Source organism: Agromyces mariniharenae (assembly GCF_008122505.1).
Classification (GTDB): Bacteria; Actinomycetota; Actinomycetes; order Actinomycetales; family Microbacteriaceae; genus Agromyces; species Agromyces mariniharenae.
In genome coordinates this window covers 1,098,187-1,115,574 of record NZ_VSSB01000001.1, presented here as the reverse complement: position 1 = coordinate 1,115,574, position 17,388 = coordinate 1,098,187, and the positions used below count along the sequence as shown (strand labels likewise).

At 73.8% G+C, this 17,388-nt stretch carries 18 protein-coding genes; 8 read left to right on the top strand and 10 right to left on the bottom strand.

Features of this window, described 5'->3' with window-relative positions:
• The first annotated feature begins 2 nt into the window (after positions 1-2).
• From FYC51_RS05145 to FYC51_RS05130, 4 genes are all read left to right on the top strand, one after another.
• Complete coding sequence (locus FYC51_RS05145) at positions 3-629, top strand: DUF937 domain-containing protein (RefSeq protein ID WP_148732560.1); 627 nt, start codon at positions 3-5, stop codon at positions 627-629.
• 124 nt (positions 630-753) lie between these two features.
• Positions 754-1,203: a MaoC family dehydratase N-terminal domain-containing protein gene (locus tag FYC51_RS05140; RefSeq protein ID WP_148732559.1), complete on the top strand. Its 450-nt coding sequence runs from the start codon at positions 754-756 to the stop codon at positions 1,201-1,203.
• A complete protein-coding gene (locus FYC51_RS05135; protein ID WP_148732558.1) occupies positions 1,203-1,628 on the top strand; it encodes a MaoC family dehydratase in 426 nt (141 codons plus the stop codon). The genes FYC51_RS05140 and FYC51_RS05135 overlap by 1 nt, the downstream gene beginning before the upstream one ends.
• A complete protein-coding gene (locus FYC51_RS05130; protein ID WP_148732557.1) occupies positions 1,628-2,860 on the top strand; it encodes a UDP-N-acetylmuramate dehydrogenase in 1,233 nt (410 codons plus the stop codon). Before FYC51_RS05135 ends, FYC51_RS05130 begins: the two co-directional genes overlap by 1 nt.
• Here FYC51_RS05130 and FYC51_RS05125 read toward each other — a convergent pair.
• Positions 2,857-4,488 (bottom strand): bifunctional phosphatase PAP2/diacylglycerol kinase family protein, encoded by a 1,632-nt coding sequence (locus FYC51_RS05125; protein ID WP_238476223.1) that lies wholly within the window; start codon positions 4,486-4,488, stop codon positions 2,857-2,859. The genes FYC51_RS05130 and FYC51_RS05125 overlap by 4 nt on opposite strands.
• A 66-nt stretch (positions 4,489-4,554) precedes the next feature.
• The gene (locus FYC51_RS05120; RefSeq protein WP_148732556.1) at positions 4,555-5,313 is read right to left on the bottom strand and encodes a hypothetical protein; all 759 of its coding nucleotides are present in this window, start codon (positions 5,311-5,313) and stop codon (positions 4,555-4,557) included.
• A gap of 111 nt (positions 5,314-5,424) precedes the next feature.
• On the opposite strand from FYC51_RS05120, the gene FYC51_RS05115 reads away from it, so the two are divergent.
• A complete protein-coding gene (locus FYC51_RS05115) occupies positions 5,425-7,386 on the top strand; it encodes a sensor histidine kinase (RefSeq protein ID WP_148732555.1) in 1,962 nt (653 codons plus the stop codon).
• Positions 7,383-8,027, top strand: coding sequence for a response regulator (locus FYC51_RS05110; RefSeq protein WP_187432503.1), 645 nt, complete (start codon positions 7,383-7,385; stop codon positions 8,025-8,027). The genes FYC51_RS05115 and FYC51_RS05110 overlap by 4 nt, the downstream gene beginning before the upstream one ends.
• Before the next feature lie 30 nt (positions 8,028-8,057).
• Here the strand turns inward: FYC51_RS05110 and FYC51_RS05105 are convergent, their stop codons facing one another.
• The 7 genes from FYC51_RS05105 to FYC51_RS05070 form a co-directional block, all read right to left on the bottom strand.
• Complete coding sequence (locus tag FYC51_RS05105; protein WP_148732554.1) at positions 8,058-8,720, bottom strand: response regulator; 663 nt, start codon at positions 8,718-8,720, stop codon at positions 8,058-8,060.
• Positions 8,717-9,898: a sensor histidine kinase gene (locus FYC51_RS05100; protein ID WP_148732552.1), complete on the bottom strand. Its 1,182-nt coding sequence runs from the start codon at positions 9,896-9,898 to the stop codon at positions 8,717-8,719. Before FYC51_RS05100 ends, FYC51_RS05105 begins: the two co-directional genes overlap by 4 nt.
• Before the next feature lie 61 nt (positions 9,899-9,959).
• The gene (locus FYC51_RS05095) at positions 9,960-10,769 is read right to left on the bottom strand and encodes an ABC transporter permease (protein ID WP_148732551.1); all 810 of its coding nucleotides are present in this window, start codon (positions 10,767-10,769) and stop codon (positions 9,960-9,962) included.
• Positions 10,766-11,686 (bottom strand): ABC transporter ATP-binding protein, encoded by a 921-nt coding sequence (locus tag FYC51_RS05090; RefSeq protein WP_148732550.1) that lies wholly within the window; start codon positions 11,684-11,686, stop codon positions 10,766-10,768. The genes FYC51_RS05095 and FYC51_RS05090 overlap by 4 nt, the downstream gene beginning before the upstream one ends.
• A gap of 81 nt (positions 11,687-11,767) precedes the next feature.
• Positions 11,768-13,018: an RNA polymerase sigma factor gene (locus tag FYC51_RS05085; protein WP_274379476.1), complete on the bottom strand. Its 1,251-nt coding sequence runs from the start codon at positions 13,016-13,018 to the stop codon at positions 11,768-11,770.
• A 68-nt stretch (positions 13,019-13,086) separates the two neighbouring features.
• Entirely contained in the window at positions 13,087-13,944 is an 858-nt protein-coding gene (locus tag FYC51_RS19785) for a YciI family protein (protein ID WP_338014667.1), read from the bottom strand.
• 80 nt (positions 13,945-14,024) lie between these two features.
• The gene (locus FYC51_RS05070; RefSeq protein WP_148732548.1) at positions 14,025-14,810 is read right to left on the bottom strand and encodes a LysE/ArgO family amino acid transporter; all 786 of its coding nucleotides are present in this window, start codon (positions 14,808-14,810) and stop codon (positions 14,025-14,027) included.
• A gap of 71 nt (positions 14,811-14,881) precedes the next feature.
• Here FYC51_RS05070 and FYC51_RS05065 point away from each other — a divergent pair, with 71 nt between their 5' ends.
• Together FYC51_RS05065 and FYC51_RS05060 are read left to right on the top strand one after the other, a co-directional pair.
• Entirely contained in the window at positions 14,882-15,778 is an 897-nt protein-coding gene (locus FYC51_RS05065) for a LysR family transcriptional regulator ArgP (protein ID WP_148732546.1), read from the top strand.
• A 94-nt stretch (positions 15,779-15,872) separates the two neighbouring features.
• Positions 15,873-16,055, top strand: coding sequence for a CsbD family protein (locus FYC51_RS05060; RefSeq protein ID WP_148732545.1), 183 nt, complete (start codon positions 15,873-15,875; stop codon positions 16,053-16,055).
• Positions 16,056-16,118: 63 nt separating this feature from the next.
• Here the strand turns inward: FYC51_RS05060 and FYC51_RS05055 are convergent, their stop codons facing one another.
• A complete protein-coding gene (locus FYC51_RS05055; RefSeq protein WP_148732543.1) occupies positions 16,119-17,336 on the bottom strand; it encodes a pyridoxal phosphate-dependent aminotransferase in 1,218 nt (405 codons plus the stop codon).
• Positions 17,337-17,388: the final 52 nt, after the last annotated feature.

Sequence of the window (17,388 nt, the reverse complement as noted above, 5' to 3'; positions counted from 1 at the left end):
AGATGGCCGGATACGACGACATCATCGCCGACCTTCCGATGGGCGACATCGCCGCGAAGCTCGGGGTCGACGAGGCCACGGCGAGGAGGGCCGTCGACGACGCGCTTCCCGCCCTGCTGGCGGGCATGGGCGCGAACGCGACCGACCCGGCCGGCGCCGCGTCGCTCGAGCGTGCGGTCGTGCACCACGACCCGAAACTCGTCGAGGGCGGCGTGGACCTCGCCGACGTCGACGAGGACGACGGCCGCAAGATCGTGAAGAACGTCTTCGGCACCAACACCGACCAGGTGGTGACGGCGCTCGACACGAAGGAGGGTGGCGGCGGCAACCTCATCGGGAAGCTCCTGCCGATCCTCGCGCCGATCGTGATGGCGTGGCTCGCGAAGCAGTTCACGAAGAAGCAGGAGCCCGCGGCATCCGGTGGCGACGGCGGCGGCTCGGGCGGCGGCGGTGGCGGGATCGGCGACATCCTCGGCGGCCTGCTCGGTGGCGGCAGCGGCGGCGCCGGCGGCTCGGGCGGGGGACTGGGCGACCTGCTCGGCGGCCTCCTCGGCGGCGGCGGCTCGGGCGGCTCGGGCGGCGGGCTCGGCGACCTCCTCGGCGGCCTGCTGGGCGGCGGCAAGCGCTGAGCCTCGGTGGTCGAGTAGCGAGCGAAGCACGCGTATCGAGACCCTCGTGTCGGTCTCGATACGCGTGCTCCTTCGTCGCGCGCTACTCGACCACCGGCGATAGGCGCCCGCATAGACTGTCGGGGTGCCAGTGAACCCAGAGCTGCAGGGGCGCACGTTCCCGCCCACCGAGCCCTACCTGGTCGGCCGCGAGAAGGTGCGCGAGTTCGCGCGCGCCGTGTTCGCGACCGATCCGATCAACCTCGACCCCGAGGCCGCGAAGGCCGCCGGCTACGACGACGTCGTCGCGCCGCCGACGTTCGCCGTCGTCGTGCAGGAGCGCACGCTCGCGCAGCTGCTCGCCGAGCCCGACGCGGGCATCGACTTCTCGCGGGTCGTGCACGGCGACCAGCGCTTCACGTTCAGCCGCCCGATCGTCGCCGGCGACCTGCTCACGGCCACGCTCACCGTGCCGAGCGTCAAGACGCTGGGCGGGCACTCGATCGTCACGGCCGAGACCGCGGTCACGGATGCCTCCGGCGCCCACGTCGTGACCACGATCTCGGCACTCGTCGTGCGTGGGGAGGAGGACTGATGGCCGCCCCCGCGCTCGCCGACCTCCGCGTCGGCGACATCGTCGCCGAGGAGTCGTTCCCGCTCACGCGCGACTCGCTCGTGCGCTACGCCGGCGCGTCCGGCGACTTCAACCCGATCCACTACCGCGACGACGTCGCGCGCGCCGTCGGCCTGCCGGGCGTGCTCGCGCACGGCATGCTCACGATGGGCTTCGCCGTGCAGCCGGTCGTCGACTGGGCCGGCGACCCGGGCCGCATCGCCGACTACCAGGTGCGCTTCACCCGCCCGGTCGTGGTGGACCCCGAGCTCGGCGCCGTCGTGTCGGTCGTCGCGAAGGTCGGCCAGCTCGATGCCGAGGCGGGCGTGGCCCGCATCGACCTCACCGTGAAGGTCGGCGAGGAGACCGTGCTCGGCAAGGCGCAGGTGCGGGTCTCGCTCGACTGATGGCGCCCGACATCCCGTTCTCCGAGCTCACCACGCTGCGCGTCGGCGGGCCGGCGCACCGGCTCGTCACCGCGACGACGCAGCGCGACCTCGTCGACCTCGCCGCCGAGGCGTGGGAGCACGGCGTGCCGTGGCTCGCGCTCGGCGGCGGCTCCAACCTGCTCGTCGGCGACGACGGCTTCGACGGCACCGTGATCCGCATCGCCACGAAGGGCATCGAGGTGCTCGGCCGGGGCGACTCGGCCGATTCGAGCCTGGTCGGCGACGCGTCCGCCGCCGACGGGGTGGCCTCGGTGCGGATCCGCGTGCAGGCCGGCGAGACCTGGGACGACGTCGTGGCCTGGGCGGTCCACGAGGGGTACTCCGGATTCGAGGCGCTCTCGGGCATCCCCGGTTCGGTCGGCGCCGCGCCCGTGCAGAACATCGGCGCCTACGGGCAGGAGCTCGAGTCGACGCTCGTCGCGATCGAGTTCCTCGACGAGGGCGCCGACATGCCGCGCCGCATGACGGCCGCCGAGCTCGAGCTCGGCTACCGCACGTCGGTGCTGAAGCGCGGCCTGCGCGGGATCGTCGTCTCGGCGGAGTTCGACCTGCACGACACCACCGTCGAGCGGGCCGTGCTCGGGGAGCCGCTGGGCCAGCCGATCGCCTACGCCCAGCTCGCCGACGCGCTGCACGTGAACCTCGGCGACCGCGTGCCCGTCGCCCGCGTCCGCGAGGCCGTGCTGCGCCTGCGCGCCTCGAAGGGCATGGTGCTCGATCCCGACGACCCCGACTCGGTGAGCGCCGGCTCGTTCTTCACGAACCCGATCGTCACCGAGCGCACGGCGCGCACGCTGCCGGGCGACGCGCCCCGCTGGTACGTCGGCGAGGACGCGCCCGACCAGGTCACCCCGATCACGTCGGGACTCGACGAATCGCCCCTCGACCAGTTCCTCGCGCACCAGGCGTCGCTCGAGGCCGTCGAGCCCGAGGCGGATGCCGCGCCGCCCGAGCCGCTCGTCAAGCTCTCGGCCGCGTGGCTCATCGAGCACTCCGGCATCCACCGCGGCTTCGCCCTGCCCGGGTCGCGCGCCGCGATCTCGTCGAAGCACACGCTCGCGCTGACGAACCGCGGCGGCGCGACGGCCGAGGAGGTCGCGCAGCTCGCCCGCTTCGTGCAGAACCGGGTGCAGGCCGAGTTCGGCATCGTGCTGCGCCCCGAGCCCGTGTTCGTGGGCATCAGCCTCTAGGCGTCCGTCGCGATCGCCGATACGCCCGCCGCCTCGGGCGCGGTCGGCCGTGCGCTCGACGGCCGGTACACGTCGAGCGCCTGCGGCACGATCCGGATGAGTGTGCGGTAGCCCGGACCCGGGTACGCCGCCTGCGCCCGGGCGGGCGCCTCGAGCGCGATCTCGCCGTCGTGCGCGAACCCGGGCGGCTGGCCGCCGCGCGGGCGCACCACGACATCGAGCGACTCCGTCGCGAACGACTCGATGCGCTTGGGGAGGAGCCGCAGCCCGCGCAGCACGCTGCTCACCCGGCGCCCGAACGCCAGGGAGGCCGCGGCGCGCACGCGGGAGCCGGCGTGCAGGATCCGCACGTCGAGCACGCCCCCGTCGAGGCTGCGCCGCTGCAGGGGCGCGACGGTGCCCGGGTCGTTCGCGCCGACGCCCACGAAGAGCGTCCAGACGCGGGCACGGCGTCCAGCGACGACGACCTCCACGGGATCCGAGCGCCGCAGCACGCGGGTCGCCGCGATGAGCGCAGCGGGCCACTTGCCCCAGCGGTCGCGCAGCTGCTCGCGTACGGCCACGAAGTCGGGGTAGACGCCGACCGAGGCGGTGTTCAGCACGGTGACCGGCGGCCGGTCGCCGAACGACAGTTCCGCGACATCCGCCCGCACGCCCTCGCCCCGTTGCAGCGCCCCGACCGCCAGCTCGGCGGATGCCGCACCGGCCGTGCGCGCGAAGTGGTTGAACGTGCCGCCGGGGACGACGAGGAGCGGCAGCCCGGCAGCGCGGGCCTCGTGCGCCACCGCGGCGACCGTGCCGTCGCCGCCGCACACCCCGAGGATGCGCGGCCGCCCGCGGCGGTGCCGGAGCGCGGCGCGCACGACCGCGCCGGGATCCTCGCCGTCCTCCAGCACGTGCACTCGGGCGGCGGGGAGCCGGTCGGCGATGAGCCGCAGGGGGTCCGCACGCACGACGGCGGTGCCCGACGAGCGGTTCGCGACGAGGAACACGCCGGCGCCGTCGGGCGATGCGGGCAGTGCACGGTCGACGCCGCTCGGCGCGGGCGGCACGGGCTCGCCGCGCCGCGGCACGACCGCCGCGCCGAGGCCCGCCACGCCCGCGCCGAGGGCGAGCCCGCCGACGACGTCCGACAGCCAGTGCGCGCCCGTGTGCAGGCGCGAGTACCCGACGCCGAGCGCGACGGGCGCGATCGCCGCGCCGATGGCCGGCTTCTCGATCGCGACGCCGGCCGCGAAGGCGGCCGCGCTCGCCGAGTGTCCCGACGGGAACGACGGCGTGATCGGCGGCTTCGGCAGGCGACGCGCGATCGGCACGTCGGCGAGCAGCGGCCGGTCGCCGCCGAACACCTCCTTGGCGATGAGGTTCGTGAGCGCGCTCGCCGCGAGCAGCGACAGCAGGCCGCGCGCGGCCGCGCGACGTCGACGGGTCACCGCGAGCACGCCGGCGAGCGTCCACCAGAGCACGCCGCGGTCGGCGAAGCCGGTGAGCCGCGACCAGAACCGGTCGGCGACGGGATGCGCATGGCGTCGGTTCACGGCGCGGCCGGCCGCGGCATCCGCCCGCCGGACCCACCGGGGGAGGATCCTCGTGCGCTGGATGGCGACGCGGACGCTCGATGGTGCCACCCGCACAGCGTAGGCCGCCGGCGCAACCGAGTCATGGGGTTGCGCCGGCGGCGAGGGATCGGTCGATCAGGCGGCGCGCGTCCGAGCGACGCGCACGGTCGCCCGCCGCAGGAGGACCACGGCCAACGTCGTCACCCAGGCGACGAAGAGGAGGGCGGAGAGGTTCGCCACCGGGAAGAGGCCCTGCGCGAGGAACGTCCCGGTCCCGATGATCCCGAGGCCGGCGATGCCGTAGCCCGCGACACCGAGCACGCGGCCGGCGAGACCCGCGCGTGCCAGCAGCACGAGCACCGCGACCACGAGCACCGCGCGTGGGAACCCGCTGAGGGCCACCGAGAGCGGCATCACGCCGTCGAGGGCCTTGACCACGGCCCCTGCGGCGGCGCTCGTGTCGGCGGCGCCGATGGCCGGCGTCACGGCCGAGACGAGCATGCCGATCGCCGGGATCAGGAAGCTCAGCACGCCCGCGGAGATCGCGGCGGGTACGAGTGGACCGCCGGCGACCCGTCGGAGGACCGTGTCGAGGCCGCCGAGGAACAGCAGGGCGAACGGCAGGGGCAGCATCCCGAGGAAGGTGGCGAGGCCGACCATGCCGGCTGCATCCCGGAAGCCCACGGCCGCCTCGACGGGCGTCGCATCCATCGCCGGATGGCTGGTGGCGAAGAACACGGTGATGAACGCCATGCCGATCAGGTAGGTCGCTCCGACGAGCACGCCGCAGAAGAGCAGGCGTCGCTCATCGCGGGCGGCGGGTCCCGACGGCGCGGTGCGGTCGCCGGACGGGGTGAGCGTGGTGGTGGTGGTGGTGGAGGGTGTCGTCATCATGCGACGACTGTCGCGCGGGTCGCGTCAGGGGCGCATGAGCCCGAGGTCACGACGTGCGTCGGGACATTCCGTCCCATGACAGCGGGACGCCCGCTGCGGGAGGATGGCGGCGTGGGATACCTCGTCGGCGTGTTGGCAGTCGGCTCCGGGCTCGTCGGCGCCGTGCTGCACGCCGCCAACGCCGTCGCCGGCCGCGACGTCGAGCCGTCGTTCTGGTTGCTCGCCGCGCTCGGCGCGATCGCCTACGGCAGCGCGAGCGCGTTCCTCGGCGCGCGGTCCCGGGCCCGCCGCGTGGCGATCCTGCTCGGTGCCATCGGGCTCGGGCAGGGCCTCTCGCTGCTGCTCAGGGAGTACGCGCTGCTCGGCGATGCTCCCCTCGACTGGCTCGCCCTCTGGATCGGCTCCTGGCTGTGGGCTCCCGCCTACATCGCGACGGCGGCCCTGCTCCCGTTGCTGCTGCCCGACGGGGCGCTCCCCTCGCCGAGGTGGCGGCCCGCCCTCGTCCTCTCCGTCGTCGCGCTCGCCGCCGAGGCGGTGTGGTGGGCGCTCCTGCCCTACCACCTCCAGGACGTCCCGATCGTGGTCCGCGAACTGCGAAACCCGGTCGGGGTGGCCGCCGCGGCGGCACCGGTCGTGCTCGGCGTGATCGCGACGCTCACGGTGGCGGCGGTGGCACTGGCGCTCGCCTCGATCGTGGTGCGCTGGCGCGCGACGACGGGCGATCGGCGCCAGCAGCTGAAGTGGCTGCTCGTCGGCGGTGCCGCGACCGTCGTCGTGTTCGCGCTCGGCCTGCTGGTGCCGCCGCCCGCCGGCGAGGTCGTCGCCGCGATGGGGGCGATCCCCCTCCCCGCGGCCTGCGCCGTCGCGGCACTGCGGCATCGCCTGTGGGACGTGGACCTCGTCGTGTCGGCCGGTCTGCGCTACGCCGTGCTGTCCGTCGTGGTGATCGCCGTCTATGCCGCGGTGGTCGCCCTGCTCGGAGCGTCGACGGGAGCGCCGGTGATCGCCACCGCCGTGGTGGCGCTGGTGCTGCTGCCGCTCCACGCGCGGCTCCAGCGGTGGGCGAACCGCGTGGTCCACGGCGAACCCGACGACCCGGGCACCGCGCTCGCCCGGCTGGGCGAGCAGCTCGCCGCCACGTCGGACCCGGCGGACGTGGCCGACCGGCTGCTGCCCGAGGTCGTGGCGCGGATCTCGGGCCTGCTCCGTTCGCCGTACACCGCGATCAGCCTCGCCGACGGCGGGATCGTCGCGCATGGCGACCGTCCCGAAGAGGTCGACCGCGTTCCCTTGGCGTACGGAGGGGCGGAGGTGGGGGCGCTCGAGCTGACCCCTCGCAGCCGTTCGGGCGGCGAACGCCGAAGGCTGGAGGTCCTCGCCCGTCAGGCCGCCGTCGCGGTGCACTCCGTGCTGTTGACGCGGGAGGCCCGTCGATCCCGTCAGCTCGTCGTGGCGGCTCGCGAGGAGGAGCGCAGACGCCTGCGCTGGGACCTGCACGATGGCGTGGGACCCTCGATCGCCGCGCTGGCCCTGCAGGCGGAGACGGCCAGAGACCTCGTCGCCGTCGATCCGGCTGCGGCCACGGAGATCCTCGACCGCCTGGTGCCGCGCATGAACGGCACGGTCGCGGAGGTTCGCGCGATCGTGCACGAGCTGCGCCCGCCGACCCTCGACGAACTCGGCCTCGCCGGCGCGGTGCGTGAGCTCGGCACGCGATTCTCCGGTGCGGATCGCCGGGTGGAGGTCGCGCTGTCGGACCTCGGGGAGCTTCCCGCCGCCGTGGACCTCGCCGCCTATCGCATCATCTCCGAAGCGCTCGCGAATGCCGTGCGGCATTCCGGTGCCCGCAACGTGCGCGTCCGGGTCGAGCGAGACGGCGAGTGGTTGCGCCTCGAGGTGACCGACGACGGTCACGGCATCCCGGCGGATGCCCCGCCCGGCGTGGGGCTGACGTCGATGCGCGCCCGGGCGGAGGAGCTCAACGGGCGGTGCGCCGTCCGCCACGGCGCCGACGCCACCGGGACCGTCGTCTCCGCCCTGCTGCCCCTCAGCCTCGAGAAGGAGTCCCGATGAGCCTGCGCGTCCTCGTCGTCGATGACCATCCGCTCTATCGCGATGGACTGGTCACGGCCATCGCCGCCATGCCCGAGGTCGATGTCGTCGGCGATGCCGCGGATGGTCTCGCGGCCGTCCGTGCGGCCGCCGAACTCGCCCCCGACGTCGTCGTCATGGACCTGCACATGCCCGTGCTCAACGGCATCGAGGCCACCCGCCGGATCGTCTCGGAGCGGCCCGAGACGGCCGTGCTCGTGCTCACGATGCTCGACGGCGACGACTCGGTGTTCGCGGCGATGCGCGCCGGTGCTCGCGGCTACCTGCTGAAGGGCGCCGACCGCGAGGAGATCCGCCGCTCGCTGCAGGCCGTCGCGAACGGCGAGGTCGTGTTCAGTTCGGGCATCGCCTCGCGGGTGCTCGCCTTCTTCGCGGCCGGGTCGCCCGCGGCCGTGGCGCCGTTCCCCGAGTTGACCGAGCGGGAGCGCGAGATCCTCGACCTCGTCGCTCGCGGGCTCACGAACGCGGAGATCGCGCAGCGCCTCGTGCTCTCCAGCAAGACCGTCCGCAACCACGTGAGCAACGTCTTCACGAAACTGCAGGTGGCGGGTCGGGCCGAGGCCGTGGCGCAGGCGCGCGACGCCGGGCTCGGTGCGCCTTGACCGTCGAGGACGGTGCGCCGTCGGCGCCGATCAGATGAGTCCCAGCTCCATCGCCCGGGTGACCGCGCGGGTGCGATCGTTCACGTCGAGCTTCTCGAACACGTGCAGCAGGTGCGTCTTCACGGTCGCCTCGCCGATGTAGAGGGCCTTCGCGATCTCGGGGTTCGAGCGACCATCGGCGACGAGCACGAGCACCTCCCGCTCGCGCGGCGAGAGGGCGGGCGGGGCGACGGATGCCGCATCCGCCCGCACCCGCGAGACGAGCTTCGCCGCGATCGACGGGGCGAGCACCGTCTCGCCCGCGGCGACCGCGCGGATGCCCGCGAGGATCTCGGCCTGCGGCGCCGCCTTCAGCAGGTAGCCGCTCGCCCCCGCCTCGATCGCCGCGAGGATGTGGTCGTCGGTCTCGTACGTGGTGAGCACCAGCACGCGCGTGCCGCCGCCCGCCGCGACGATGCTCGCGGTCGCGCTCGCACCGTCGACGCCGGGCATGCGCAGGTCCATGAGCACGAGGTCGGGGTGCTCGGATGCCGCGAGCGCGACCGCCTCGGCGCCGTCGGCGGCCTCCCCGACCACCTCGATGCCGGGCGCGGTCTCGAGCAGGCCGACGATGCCGGCGCGCACGATCGGGTGGTCGTCGGCGACGACGATGCGGATGGGCTCGGCGCCGTCCTGAGGCTCTCGAACGGTCATGCGGCGCCTCCCGTGGGGCTCGCGGCATCCGCTCGGGGCACGACGACCCTGAGCCTGGTGCCGCCCGCGGCGCCGGGCCCGAAGTCGAAGGTGCCGCCCGCCAGGGCCGCCCGGTCGCGGATGCCGGCGAGCCCGAAGCCGTGCTCGCCCGGCTGCGCCTCGCCGGGTCCGATGCCGTCGTCGGTGACCGTGAGCACGACGTCGTCGCCCGTGGCCGCCACCTCGATCGTCGCGGTCGACGCTCGAGCGTGCTTGCGCACGTTCGCGAGCGCCTCCTGCGCCGAGCGCAGCAGCACGACCTCGAGCTCGCGGTCGAGCCCTGAGACGTCGGCGGACACCGAGACGGCGACGCCGGTCTCGCGCTCGAACGAGACGGCGAGGCGGCGCAGCGCCTCGGCGAGTCCCGCCTCGGCCTCGACGGGCGCGAGCGCCGCGACGAGCCCGCGGGCCTCCGTGAGCGCCTCGCGGGCCATCTGCTCCATGAGCTCGATGTCGCCGCGAGCGGATGCCGCGGCCGCCCCGTCGACCGCCTCGAGCCGGTTGCCCGCCCGCTGCGCCACCATGACCAGCCCGGTGAGGCTCTGCGCGATCGTGTCGTGGATCTCGCGCGCGAGCCGTCCGCGCTCCTCGGTCATGCCCGCGTCGCGGTGCATCGCGGCGAGCTGCCCCTGTGCGGCCTGCAGCTCGTCGAGGAGGCGGGCGCGCTCCTCCCCGTACTGGGCGATGCGGGTGATCCAGAGCCCGAGCGCGATGCTGAACCCGACCGTGAGCACGGCCACGCCGAGGCCGGTGAGCAGGCCCATGGGACCGGATCGCGCGGCGTAGCCGACGACGATCGCGGCGGCGACGAGGAGGTTCGCCGTGATGGCGCTCCTCGTGGTCGGCGCGGTGGTCCAGACGAACGGGTAGATGAACGCCTGCACGATCGCAAACGCCGGCTCGAACGCGGTGCCGACCGCGAGGACCGCCGCGAAGAGGATCGCGACCACGAGGTACGGACGCAGCTCGCCCACGGGCAGCAGGCGACGAGCGGCGGCGAAGTACACGACGAGGAAGGCGCCCGCCGCGGCCCACGCGCCCCACTCCGTCGGCCCGTACGGCGGGTCGATGAGCGTCAGCACCACGATGACGCTCGCGGCGACGATCGCCGCGAGGTCCCACCAGCGTGCGGTCAGCATGACGCCACCTTCTCACGTGCGGGTCGGCGCCGGCAGCGCGAGGCTGCCGGCGCCCGGTCGGTCACGCGTCGCGCCGGATCCACCGGAACGTGACGCGGCTGATGACGAGCCCCACGACGAGCCAGGCCACGAGCACGATCGCGACGAGGCCGAGGTCCCATTCGCCGTTCTGCTCGAGCACCTTGAAGTCGTCGGGCAGGAACACGGCGCGCATGCCCTGTGCCATCCACTTGAGCGGGAAGATGCTCGCGACGTTCTGCATCCACTCGGGCAGCTGCGAGAACTGCAGGTACACGCCCGAGATGAACTGGAGGATGAGCACGATCGGGATGACGACGGCGGTGGCGCTCTTGCCGCTGCGCGGCACCGCCGACAGCGCGATGCCGAGCAGCGCCGACGTGGTGGTGCCGAGCACGAACACCCACGCGAACGTGAGCCACGCCTCGAGGGTCGTCGGCAGCGCGATGCCGAGCACCGTCGCCGCCACGACGAGCAGCAGCGCCGCCTGCAGCGCGCCGGTCACGAAGACCTGGCCGATCTTGCCCATGAAGTACGACACGGGGGACAGCGGCGTGCCGCCGAGCCGCTTCAGCGTGCCGTTGCTCTTCTCCCCGGCGATGTCGACGGCGAGGTTCTGCACGCCCGAGAGGAGGATGCCCGCGGCGAGCATGCCCGGCAGGTAGTACGCCCCGACCGAGACGCCCTCGGCGCCCGGGGCCGGCTGGATGTCGCCCGCCGAGCTGAACGCGGCCGTGAAGATGCCGAGCATGATGACGGGGAACAGGAAGGTGAAGAACACGGCGTCGGGCGAGCGGAAGTAGCTGCGCGTCTCGAAGCCGACGCGCGATGCGCCGATCATGGTCGTGCTCATGCGAGCGCCTCCTCGCGATCGTGGGCCTCGGCTCCGGCCGAGTGCACCAGCTGCAGGTAGATGTCCTCGAGGCTCGGGCGGATGACCTCGAGCCCCTCGGGTTCGCCGCCCAGGCGGGCGACGACGGATGCGACGAGCTCGGCGGGTCGGTCGGTGCGCACCTCGCGGAGCGCGCCGCCGGCTTCTCGCCACCGCACGATCGGGACGCGGGCCTCGGCGCCGCCGAGCTCGTCGATCGCGCCGACGTCGACGAGCCGGCCGCCGATGATGACGCCCGCCCGGTCGCCGAGCTGCGCCGCCTCGTCGAGGTAGTGCGTCGTGAGCAGGATCGTGGTGCCCTCGGCCTTCAGCGACCGGATGAGCTGCCAGAACTCGCGCCGCGCCTCGGGGTCGAACCCCGTCGTCGGCTCGTCGAGGAACAGCAGCTCGGGGCGCCCGATGATGCCGAGCGCGACGTCGACCCGCCGGCGTTGGCCGCCCGAGAGCTTCGCCACGCGAGTGCGGGCCTTCTCCTCGAGGCCGACCGCGGCGATCACCTCGTCGACGTCCCGCGGATTCGGGTAGTAGCCGGCGAACTGCCGCAGCTGCTCGCGCACGGTCGCCGTGCCGGGCTCGGTGGCCGACTGCAGCACGATGCCGATCCGGGCCTTCCAGGCGAGGTCGCCGCGGGCCGGGTCGACGCCCAGCACGCTGACGTCGCCGCCGGAGCGGAGCCGGTAGCCCTCGAGGATCTCGACCGTGGTCGACTTGCCCGCGCCGTTCGGGCCGAGCAGGGCGAAGGTCTCGCCGCGCGCGATGTCGAGGTCGATGCCGTCGACGGCGGCGAGCCGTCCGTAGTCCTTGCGGAGCCCGCGGATGCGCACGGCGGCGTCCGCATCGCTCTCGATGGTGCCCGTACCGGGCGTCGTGATCTCCATGTCATCGAGCCTGCCGGTCGCGGCTCGCGAGCGGCAGCGACCGTGCGGTCGATTCCGCCCTCCACCGATCGGTGGATGCCCTCAGCCGAGCTCGGCGAGGCGCCGCTCGAGGAAGCGCCGCTCGGGCGCGGTGCGGGCGAGTGCGATCGCCTCGCGGTAGCGGGCGGCCGCGGCATCCGTGCGCCCGAGCCGGCGCAGCAGGTCGGCCTGGGCCGCCGGCAGCAGGTGGTAGCCGTCGAGCCGGCCGGATGCCTCGAGCAGTGCGAGATCGTCGAGCCCGTGTTCGGGCCCGAACGCCATGCCCCTGGCGATCGCCCGGTTGAGCACCACGAACGGCGAGTCGGCGAGGGCCGCCAGTGCGTCGTATCGGTCGACGATCGCAGCCCAGTCGGTGTCGTCGGCCGTGCGTGCGCGGGCGTGCACGGCCTGGATCTCCGCCTGTAGGCGGTACGGCCCGGGCGGGTCGGCCGGGCCGTCGCTGCCGGCCGGCGCCTCGAGCAGTTCGAGCCCCTCGGCGAGCTCGTCCGCGTCCCACGTCGAGCGGTCCTGTTCGGGCAGCGGTACGAGCTCGCCGTCGGCGTCAGCGCGTGCGGCCGACCTGGCGTGCTGCAGCAGCAGGAGCGCGAGGAGCGCCCGTGCCTCGTCGGCGTCGGGGAGCAGCGCGACCACCGTGCGCGTGAGGCGGATCGCCTCGATCGAGAGGTCGAGGCGCTGCAGCTCGTCGCCGTGCGACGCGAGGTAGCCCTCGTTCGCCACGAGGTAGAGCACCGCGAGCACGCCGCCGAGCCGCTCGGGGAGCAGGGCGGCTGTGGGCACGCGGTAGGGGATGCCGGCGTGGCGGATCCGGCGCTTCGCCCGCACGATGCGCTGGGCCATGGTGGCCTCGGGCACGTGGAACGCCCGCGCGATCTCGCCCGTGTCGAGACCGCCGACGGTGCGGAGCGTCAGCGCCACGCGGGCGTCCATCGACAGCGCGGGGTGCGCGCACGTGAAGACGAGCCGCAGCCGGTCGTCCCACGCGGGCTCGTCGTCGGCGACGACGTCGGCGGGATCGCGCGGGCCGTCGGCCCGCCCCGAGAACTCCTCCATCGCCATCCACTCCCTGACCTTCTCGGCCTCGACGCCGCGGCGCCGCAGCCGATCGAGCGCGAGGTTGCGCGCGGCGGTGGTGAGCCAGGCGCCCGGATTGCGCGGGACGCCGTCGCGCGCCCACGTGGTCGCCGCTCGTTCGAAGGCGCCCGACGCGGCCTCCTCGGCCACGTCCCAGTCGCCCGTCACGCGGATCAGGGTCGCGACGACGCGCGCCCACTCGCTGCGATACGCCTCGCGCAATGCGACCGCGACGTCGGGCGCGAGCGCGTCCCCGGCGCCCGCACCCGACTCGCTCTCGTCCGAACCGGTCAGAGCGACGCTCCCGCGAGGGCCTCGGCGGCCGCGGGCTCGAGGCGGCGACCGCGCTCGTCGGCCTCACGCTCCGCGCGCGCGATCTGGTCGCCGTGCACGTCGAACGGCCACAGCGGCCGCAGCTCGATCGCGCCGCCGCGGGCCATCGGATGCTTCGCCGCCACCTCGATGGCCTCCGCGAGATCGCGCACCTCGATGAGGTCGAACCCCGCGACCCACTCCTTCGACTCCGCGTAGCCCCCGTCGGTGACGAGCACCTCGTCGCGGCGGCGGCGCACGAACGTGGCATCCGAGGGCGGTCGCAGCACCTCGCCGAACTGGCGGATGCCGCGTCCGTCCATCTCGCGCACCCAGGCCTCGGGGTCGTCGTCCTCGGTCGCGTCGACCCCGGAGGGCTCGGCGTCGGCCGCGGGCTCGCTCCGCTCGCCGGTCGACTCCGCGACGACGAGCATGAGGTATCGCCGTCCGTGCGGCGCCCGCTCGGCGAATCCGTCGGGCACGATCCTCGCGCCGGGCTCGGCATCGGGCCACTGCACGAACGGCCGGATCTCCACGCGCCCGAAGGACGCGACCGGATGCTTCGACGCGATCTCGATCGCCTCGTCGAGGTCGCGCACGTCGATGACGTCGAACCCGCCGATCGCCTCCTTCGCCTCGGTGAACGGCCCGTCGACGACGAGCACCTGGCCATCTCGCACGCGGACGGTCGTCGCGTCGTGCTCGGGCCGCAGGCGCTCGCCGTACTCGGAGACGCCGCGCGCCTCGATGTCGTCGACCCACTCGCCGACGTTGTCCTCGGCGGGGACGTACGGCAGGGCGTCGGGGCCCTCGGCGTAGAACAGTGCGTACTGCATGGCGGATTCCTCTCCCTCGGTCACGCTACGCAGGTACGACGAACGAGGGGAAGGCGGATCGACACTTCGATCCGAAACGGTCAGTGCGGCAGCACGAGCGAGACGCCGAGCACGATCATGACGACTGCGATCACCGCGTCGAGCACCCGCCAGGCGCGCGGGCTGGCGAGCACGCGGCCGAGGAGCCTCGCGCCGTAGGCCAGGCCGAAGAACCAGGCGATGCTCGCGAGCCCCGCGCCGACCGCGAACGCCCAGCGACCCTCGCCGTGCGTGTTCGCGACCGAGCCCAGCAGGAACACCGTGTCGAGGTAGACGTGCGGGTTGAGCCACGTGAGCGCGAGGCAGGTCAGCACGGCCGCGAGCAGACCCGAGCGAACGTTCGCCGTGCGGTTCAGTGGCGCCGTCGCGGTCGCCGTCGCCGTCGCAGTGCCGGGTGCCGCGAGCCCGCCGGATGCCTCGAGCCCACCGGATGCCTCGAGCCCACCGGATGCCGCCGGGCCGTCGGATGCCGCGGGTGTCCCGGCCCCGGCATCCGACCGCCCCGGGGCATCCGCTCCGCTCCGCGCGTCCAGCGCCGCGCCTGTCGGGCGGATCGCCCGACGTGCCGCGAGCAGGCCGTACGCCACGAGGAACGCCGCGCCCGCCCACCGGATGACGTCGACGAGCCACGGCACCGCCTGCATGACGGCGCCGACGCCCGAGACGCCGACCACGATGAGCGCGAGGTCGGAGAGGGCGCAGATCGCGGCGACCGCGAGCACGTGCTCGCGCCGGATGCCCTGTCGCAGTACGAAGAGGTTCTGCGCGCCGATGGCGACGATGAGCGAGAGGCCGAGGCCGATGCCGGCGAGGAGGGAGGTGAACACGCTTCGAGGCTAGGCGCGCAGATCCCAGCAATCCAGCTCAGGATTCTTCAGCACCATTAGTATTGCTTCAGATGGAGATCCCGCTCGACCTCGCTCGCACCCTCGCCGCCGTCATCGACGAGGGCACGTTCGATGCGGCCGCGAAGCGTCTGCGCATCACGCCGTCGGCGGTCTCGCAGCGCGTGAAGAACCTCGAGCAGCAGCTCGGTCGCGTGCTCGTCGTGCGGTCGAAGCCGGCGCGCCCCACCGAGGCCGGCGCGCCCATCGTTCGACTGGCCCGCCAGCTCGCGTTGCTCGAGCACGACGCGCTCGCCGCGTTCGGCGACGACGCCGCGCCCGATCGGCCCGTCTCGGTGCCGCTCGCCGTCAACGCCGACTCGCTCGCCACGTGGTTCCTCCCCGCGCTCGCACGCGTGGTGCAGCGGCATCCGGTCGTCTTCGACCTGCATCGCGACGACCAGGACTTCACCGCCGGGCTGCTCGAGTCGGGCACCGTCATGGCGGCGGTCACCTCGCAGGCCGAACCCGTCGCGGGCTGCGTCGTGCGTCCCCTCGGCATCATGCGCTACCGCGCGGTCGCCACGCCCGGCTACCTCGCGCGCTGGCTCCCCGACGGGCCGACGCGCAAGGCGATCGAGTCGGCGCCGCGCGTCGACTTCGACCGGCGCGACGACCTGCAGTCCGCGTGGCTCGAGGAGATCGGCGCGGATGCCGCGCGCTCGCCCCGGCACTACGTGCCCGCGTCGAACGACTTCGCCGAGGCCGTGAAGCTCGGCCTCGGGTGGGGACTGCTGCCCGCGTTCCAGAGCGACGACGAGCTCGGCCTCGGCGCGCTCGTGCCGCTCGGCGGCCCGCCCGTCGACGTGCCCCACCACTGGCAGCAGTGGAACCTGCGCTCGACGCTGCTCGATGCGATCGCGGAGGAGGTCGTGGCCGAGTCCCGGCGCGCGCTCGTCGTCGGCCGGTAGCGCGTCGGGGCGCCCGACTCAAGCCCCTTGTCGGGTCGGCCGACCCCGCGTTGAGTGGAATCAGGCGGCGAACCCGCCGGGAGAGGAGTCCATCATGGGCGTCGGAGACCGCATGGAGAACACTGGCGAAGACCTGAAGGGCAAGGCCAAGGAGGCCGCCGGGAAGGTCACGGACAATGAGCGCCTCGAGGCCGAGGGCAAGATGGACCAGGCCAAGGCGGACATGAAGAACACGGTCGAGGACGTGAAGGACGCCTTCCGCGACGACGACCGCTAGGGCATCGACATCGACGGGCCGCCGGGATCATCCCCGGCGGCCCGTCGTCGTGTCAGTGGTTGGTCAGGCGAAGAGCCGCTGGAGGCGCTGCACGCCCTCGAGGAGCGGCGCGTCGCCGAGCGCGTAGCTGAAGCGCAGGAACCCGCTCGGGCCGAACGCCTCGCCTGGCACGGCGGCGACCTCGGCCTGCTCGAGCATGAGGTCGGCGAGCTCGAGCGACGAGGTCGGCGTGACGCCGCCCCACTCGCGGCCGAGCAGGCCCGAGACGTCGGGGTAGACGTAGAACGCGCCCTGCGGCACCGGCACGTGCACGCCCTCGATCTTCGAGAGCTCCGCGACGATGGTGCGGCGGCGGCGGTCGAACGCGCGGCGCATCTCCTCGACGGGCTCCTGCGGGCCGGTGAGCGCGGCGATCGCCGCGCGCTGCGAGATGTTCGAGACGTTCGACGAGAGGTGCGACTGCAGGTTGGCGGCGCCCTTGATCACGTCGGAGGGGCCGACCATCCAGCCGAGGCGCCAGCCGGTCATGGCGTAGGTCTTCGCGACGCCGTTGACGAGGATCGTCTGGTTCGCGAGCTCAGGCACGGCCTCCACGACCGACACGGCCCGTGGGGGCACGCCGTCGGGGTCGTCGGCGTAGGTGAGGTTCTGGTAGATCTCGTCGGCCACGATCCAGATGCCGTGCTCGAGGGCCCACTCGCCGATCTCGCGCACCTGCTCGGCCGAGTAGACCGCGCCGGTCGGGTTCGAGGGCGAGACGAACAGCAGCACCTTGGTTCGGTCGGTGCGCGCCGCCTCGAGCTGGTCGACCGTGACGAGGTAGCCCTGGTCGGCGCCGGCGAACACGTCGACCTGGCGGCCGCCCGCGAGCTTGATCGCCTCGGGATACGTCGTCCAGTACGGCGTCGGCACGAGCACCTCGTCGCCGTCGTCGAGCAGCACCTGGAAGGCCTGGTAGACGGCCTGCTTGCCGCCGTTCGTGACGACGACCTGGCCGGCGCCGACCTCGAGCCCCGAGTCGCGCAGCGTCTTCTGCGCGATCGCCTCGCGCAGGTCGGGAAGCCCGGCGGCGGGCGTGTAGCGGTGGTTCTTCGGGTCGCGCACCGCCACGAGGGCCGCCTCGACGATGTGCTCGGGCGTCGGGAAGTCGGGCTCGCCCGCGGCGTACGAGATGACCGGTCGGCCCTCGGCCTGGAGGGCCTTCGCCTTCGCATCGACCTTCAGCGTGGCGGACTCGGCGATGGCGGCGATGCGGGCGGAGAGGCGAGCGTGTTCGGTCACCCTCTCAGCCTAGGGCGAGCGGATGCCGCGTTGCACGGGCGATCGGCGACGG

What these genes read in the sequence shown, in the direction of transcription:
- FYC51_RS05110 (WP_187432503.1), top strand. Translation starts at nt 7,383, where the DNA reads ATGAGCCTGCGCGTCCTCGTCGTCGATGACCATCCGCTCTATCGCGAT.
- FYC51_RS05090 (WP_148732550.1), bottom strand. Translation starts at nt 11,686, where the DNA reads ATGGAGATCACGACGCCCGGTACGGGCACCATCGAGAGCGATGCGGAC.
- FYC51_RS05060 (WP_148732545.1), top strand. Translation starts at nt 15,873, where the DNA reads ATGGGCGTCGGAGACCGCATGGAGAACACTGGCGAAGACCTGAAGGGC.
- FYC51_RS05145 (WP_148732560.1), top strand. Translation starts at nt 3, where the DNA reads ATGGCCGGATACGACGACATCATCGCCGACCTTCCGATGGGCGACATC.
- FYC51_RS19785 (WP_338014667.1), bottom strand. Translation starts at nt 13,944, where the DNA reads ATGCAGTACGCACTGTTCTACGCCGAGGGCCCCGACGCCCTGCCGTAC.
- FYC51_RS05135 (WP_148732558.1), top strand. Translation starts at nt 1,203, where the DNA reads ATGGCCGCCCCCGCGCTCGCCGACCTCCGCGTCGGCGACATCGTCGCC.
- FYC51_RS05130 (WP_148732557.1), top strand. Translation starts at nt 1,628, where the DNA reads ATGGCGCCCGACATCCCGTTCTCCGAGCTCACCACGCTGCGCGTCGGC.
- FYC51_RS05120 (WP_148732556.1), bottom strand. Translation starts at nt 5,313, where the DNA reads ATGATGACGACACCCTCCACCACCACCACCACCACGCTCACCCCGTCC.
- FYC51_RS05100 (WP_148732552.1), bottom strand. Translation starts at nt 9,898, where the DNA reads ATGCTGACCGCACGCTGGTGGGACCTCGCGGCGATCGTCGCCGCGAGC.
- FYC51_RS05065 (WP_148732546.1), top strand. Translation starts at nt 14,882, where the DNA reads ATGGAGATCCCGCTCGACCTCGCTCGCACCCTCGCCGCCGTCATCGAC.
- FYC51_RS05105 (WP_148732554.1), bottom strand. Translation starts at nt 8,720, where the DNA reads ATGACCGTTCGAGAGCCTCAGGACGGCGCCGAGCCCATCCGCATCGTC.
- FYC51_RS05095 (WP_148732551.1), bottom strand. Translation starts at nt 10,769, where the DNA reads ATGAGCACGACCATGATCGGCGCATCGCGCGTCGGCTTCGAGACGCGC.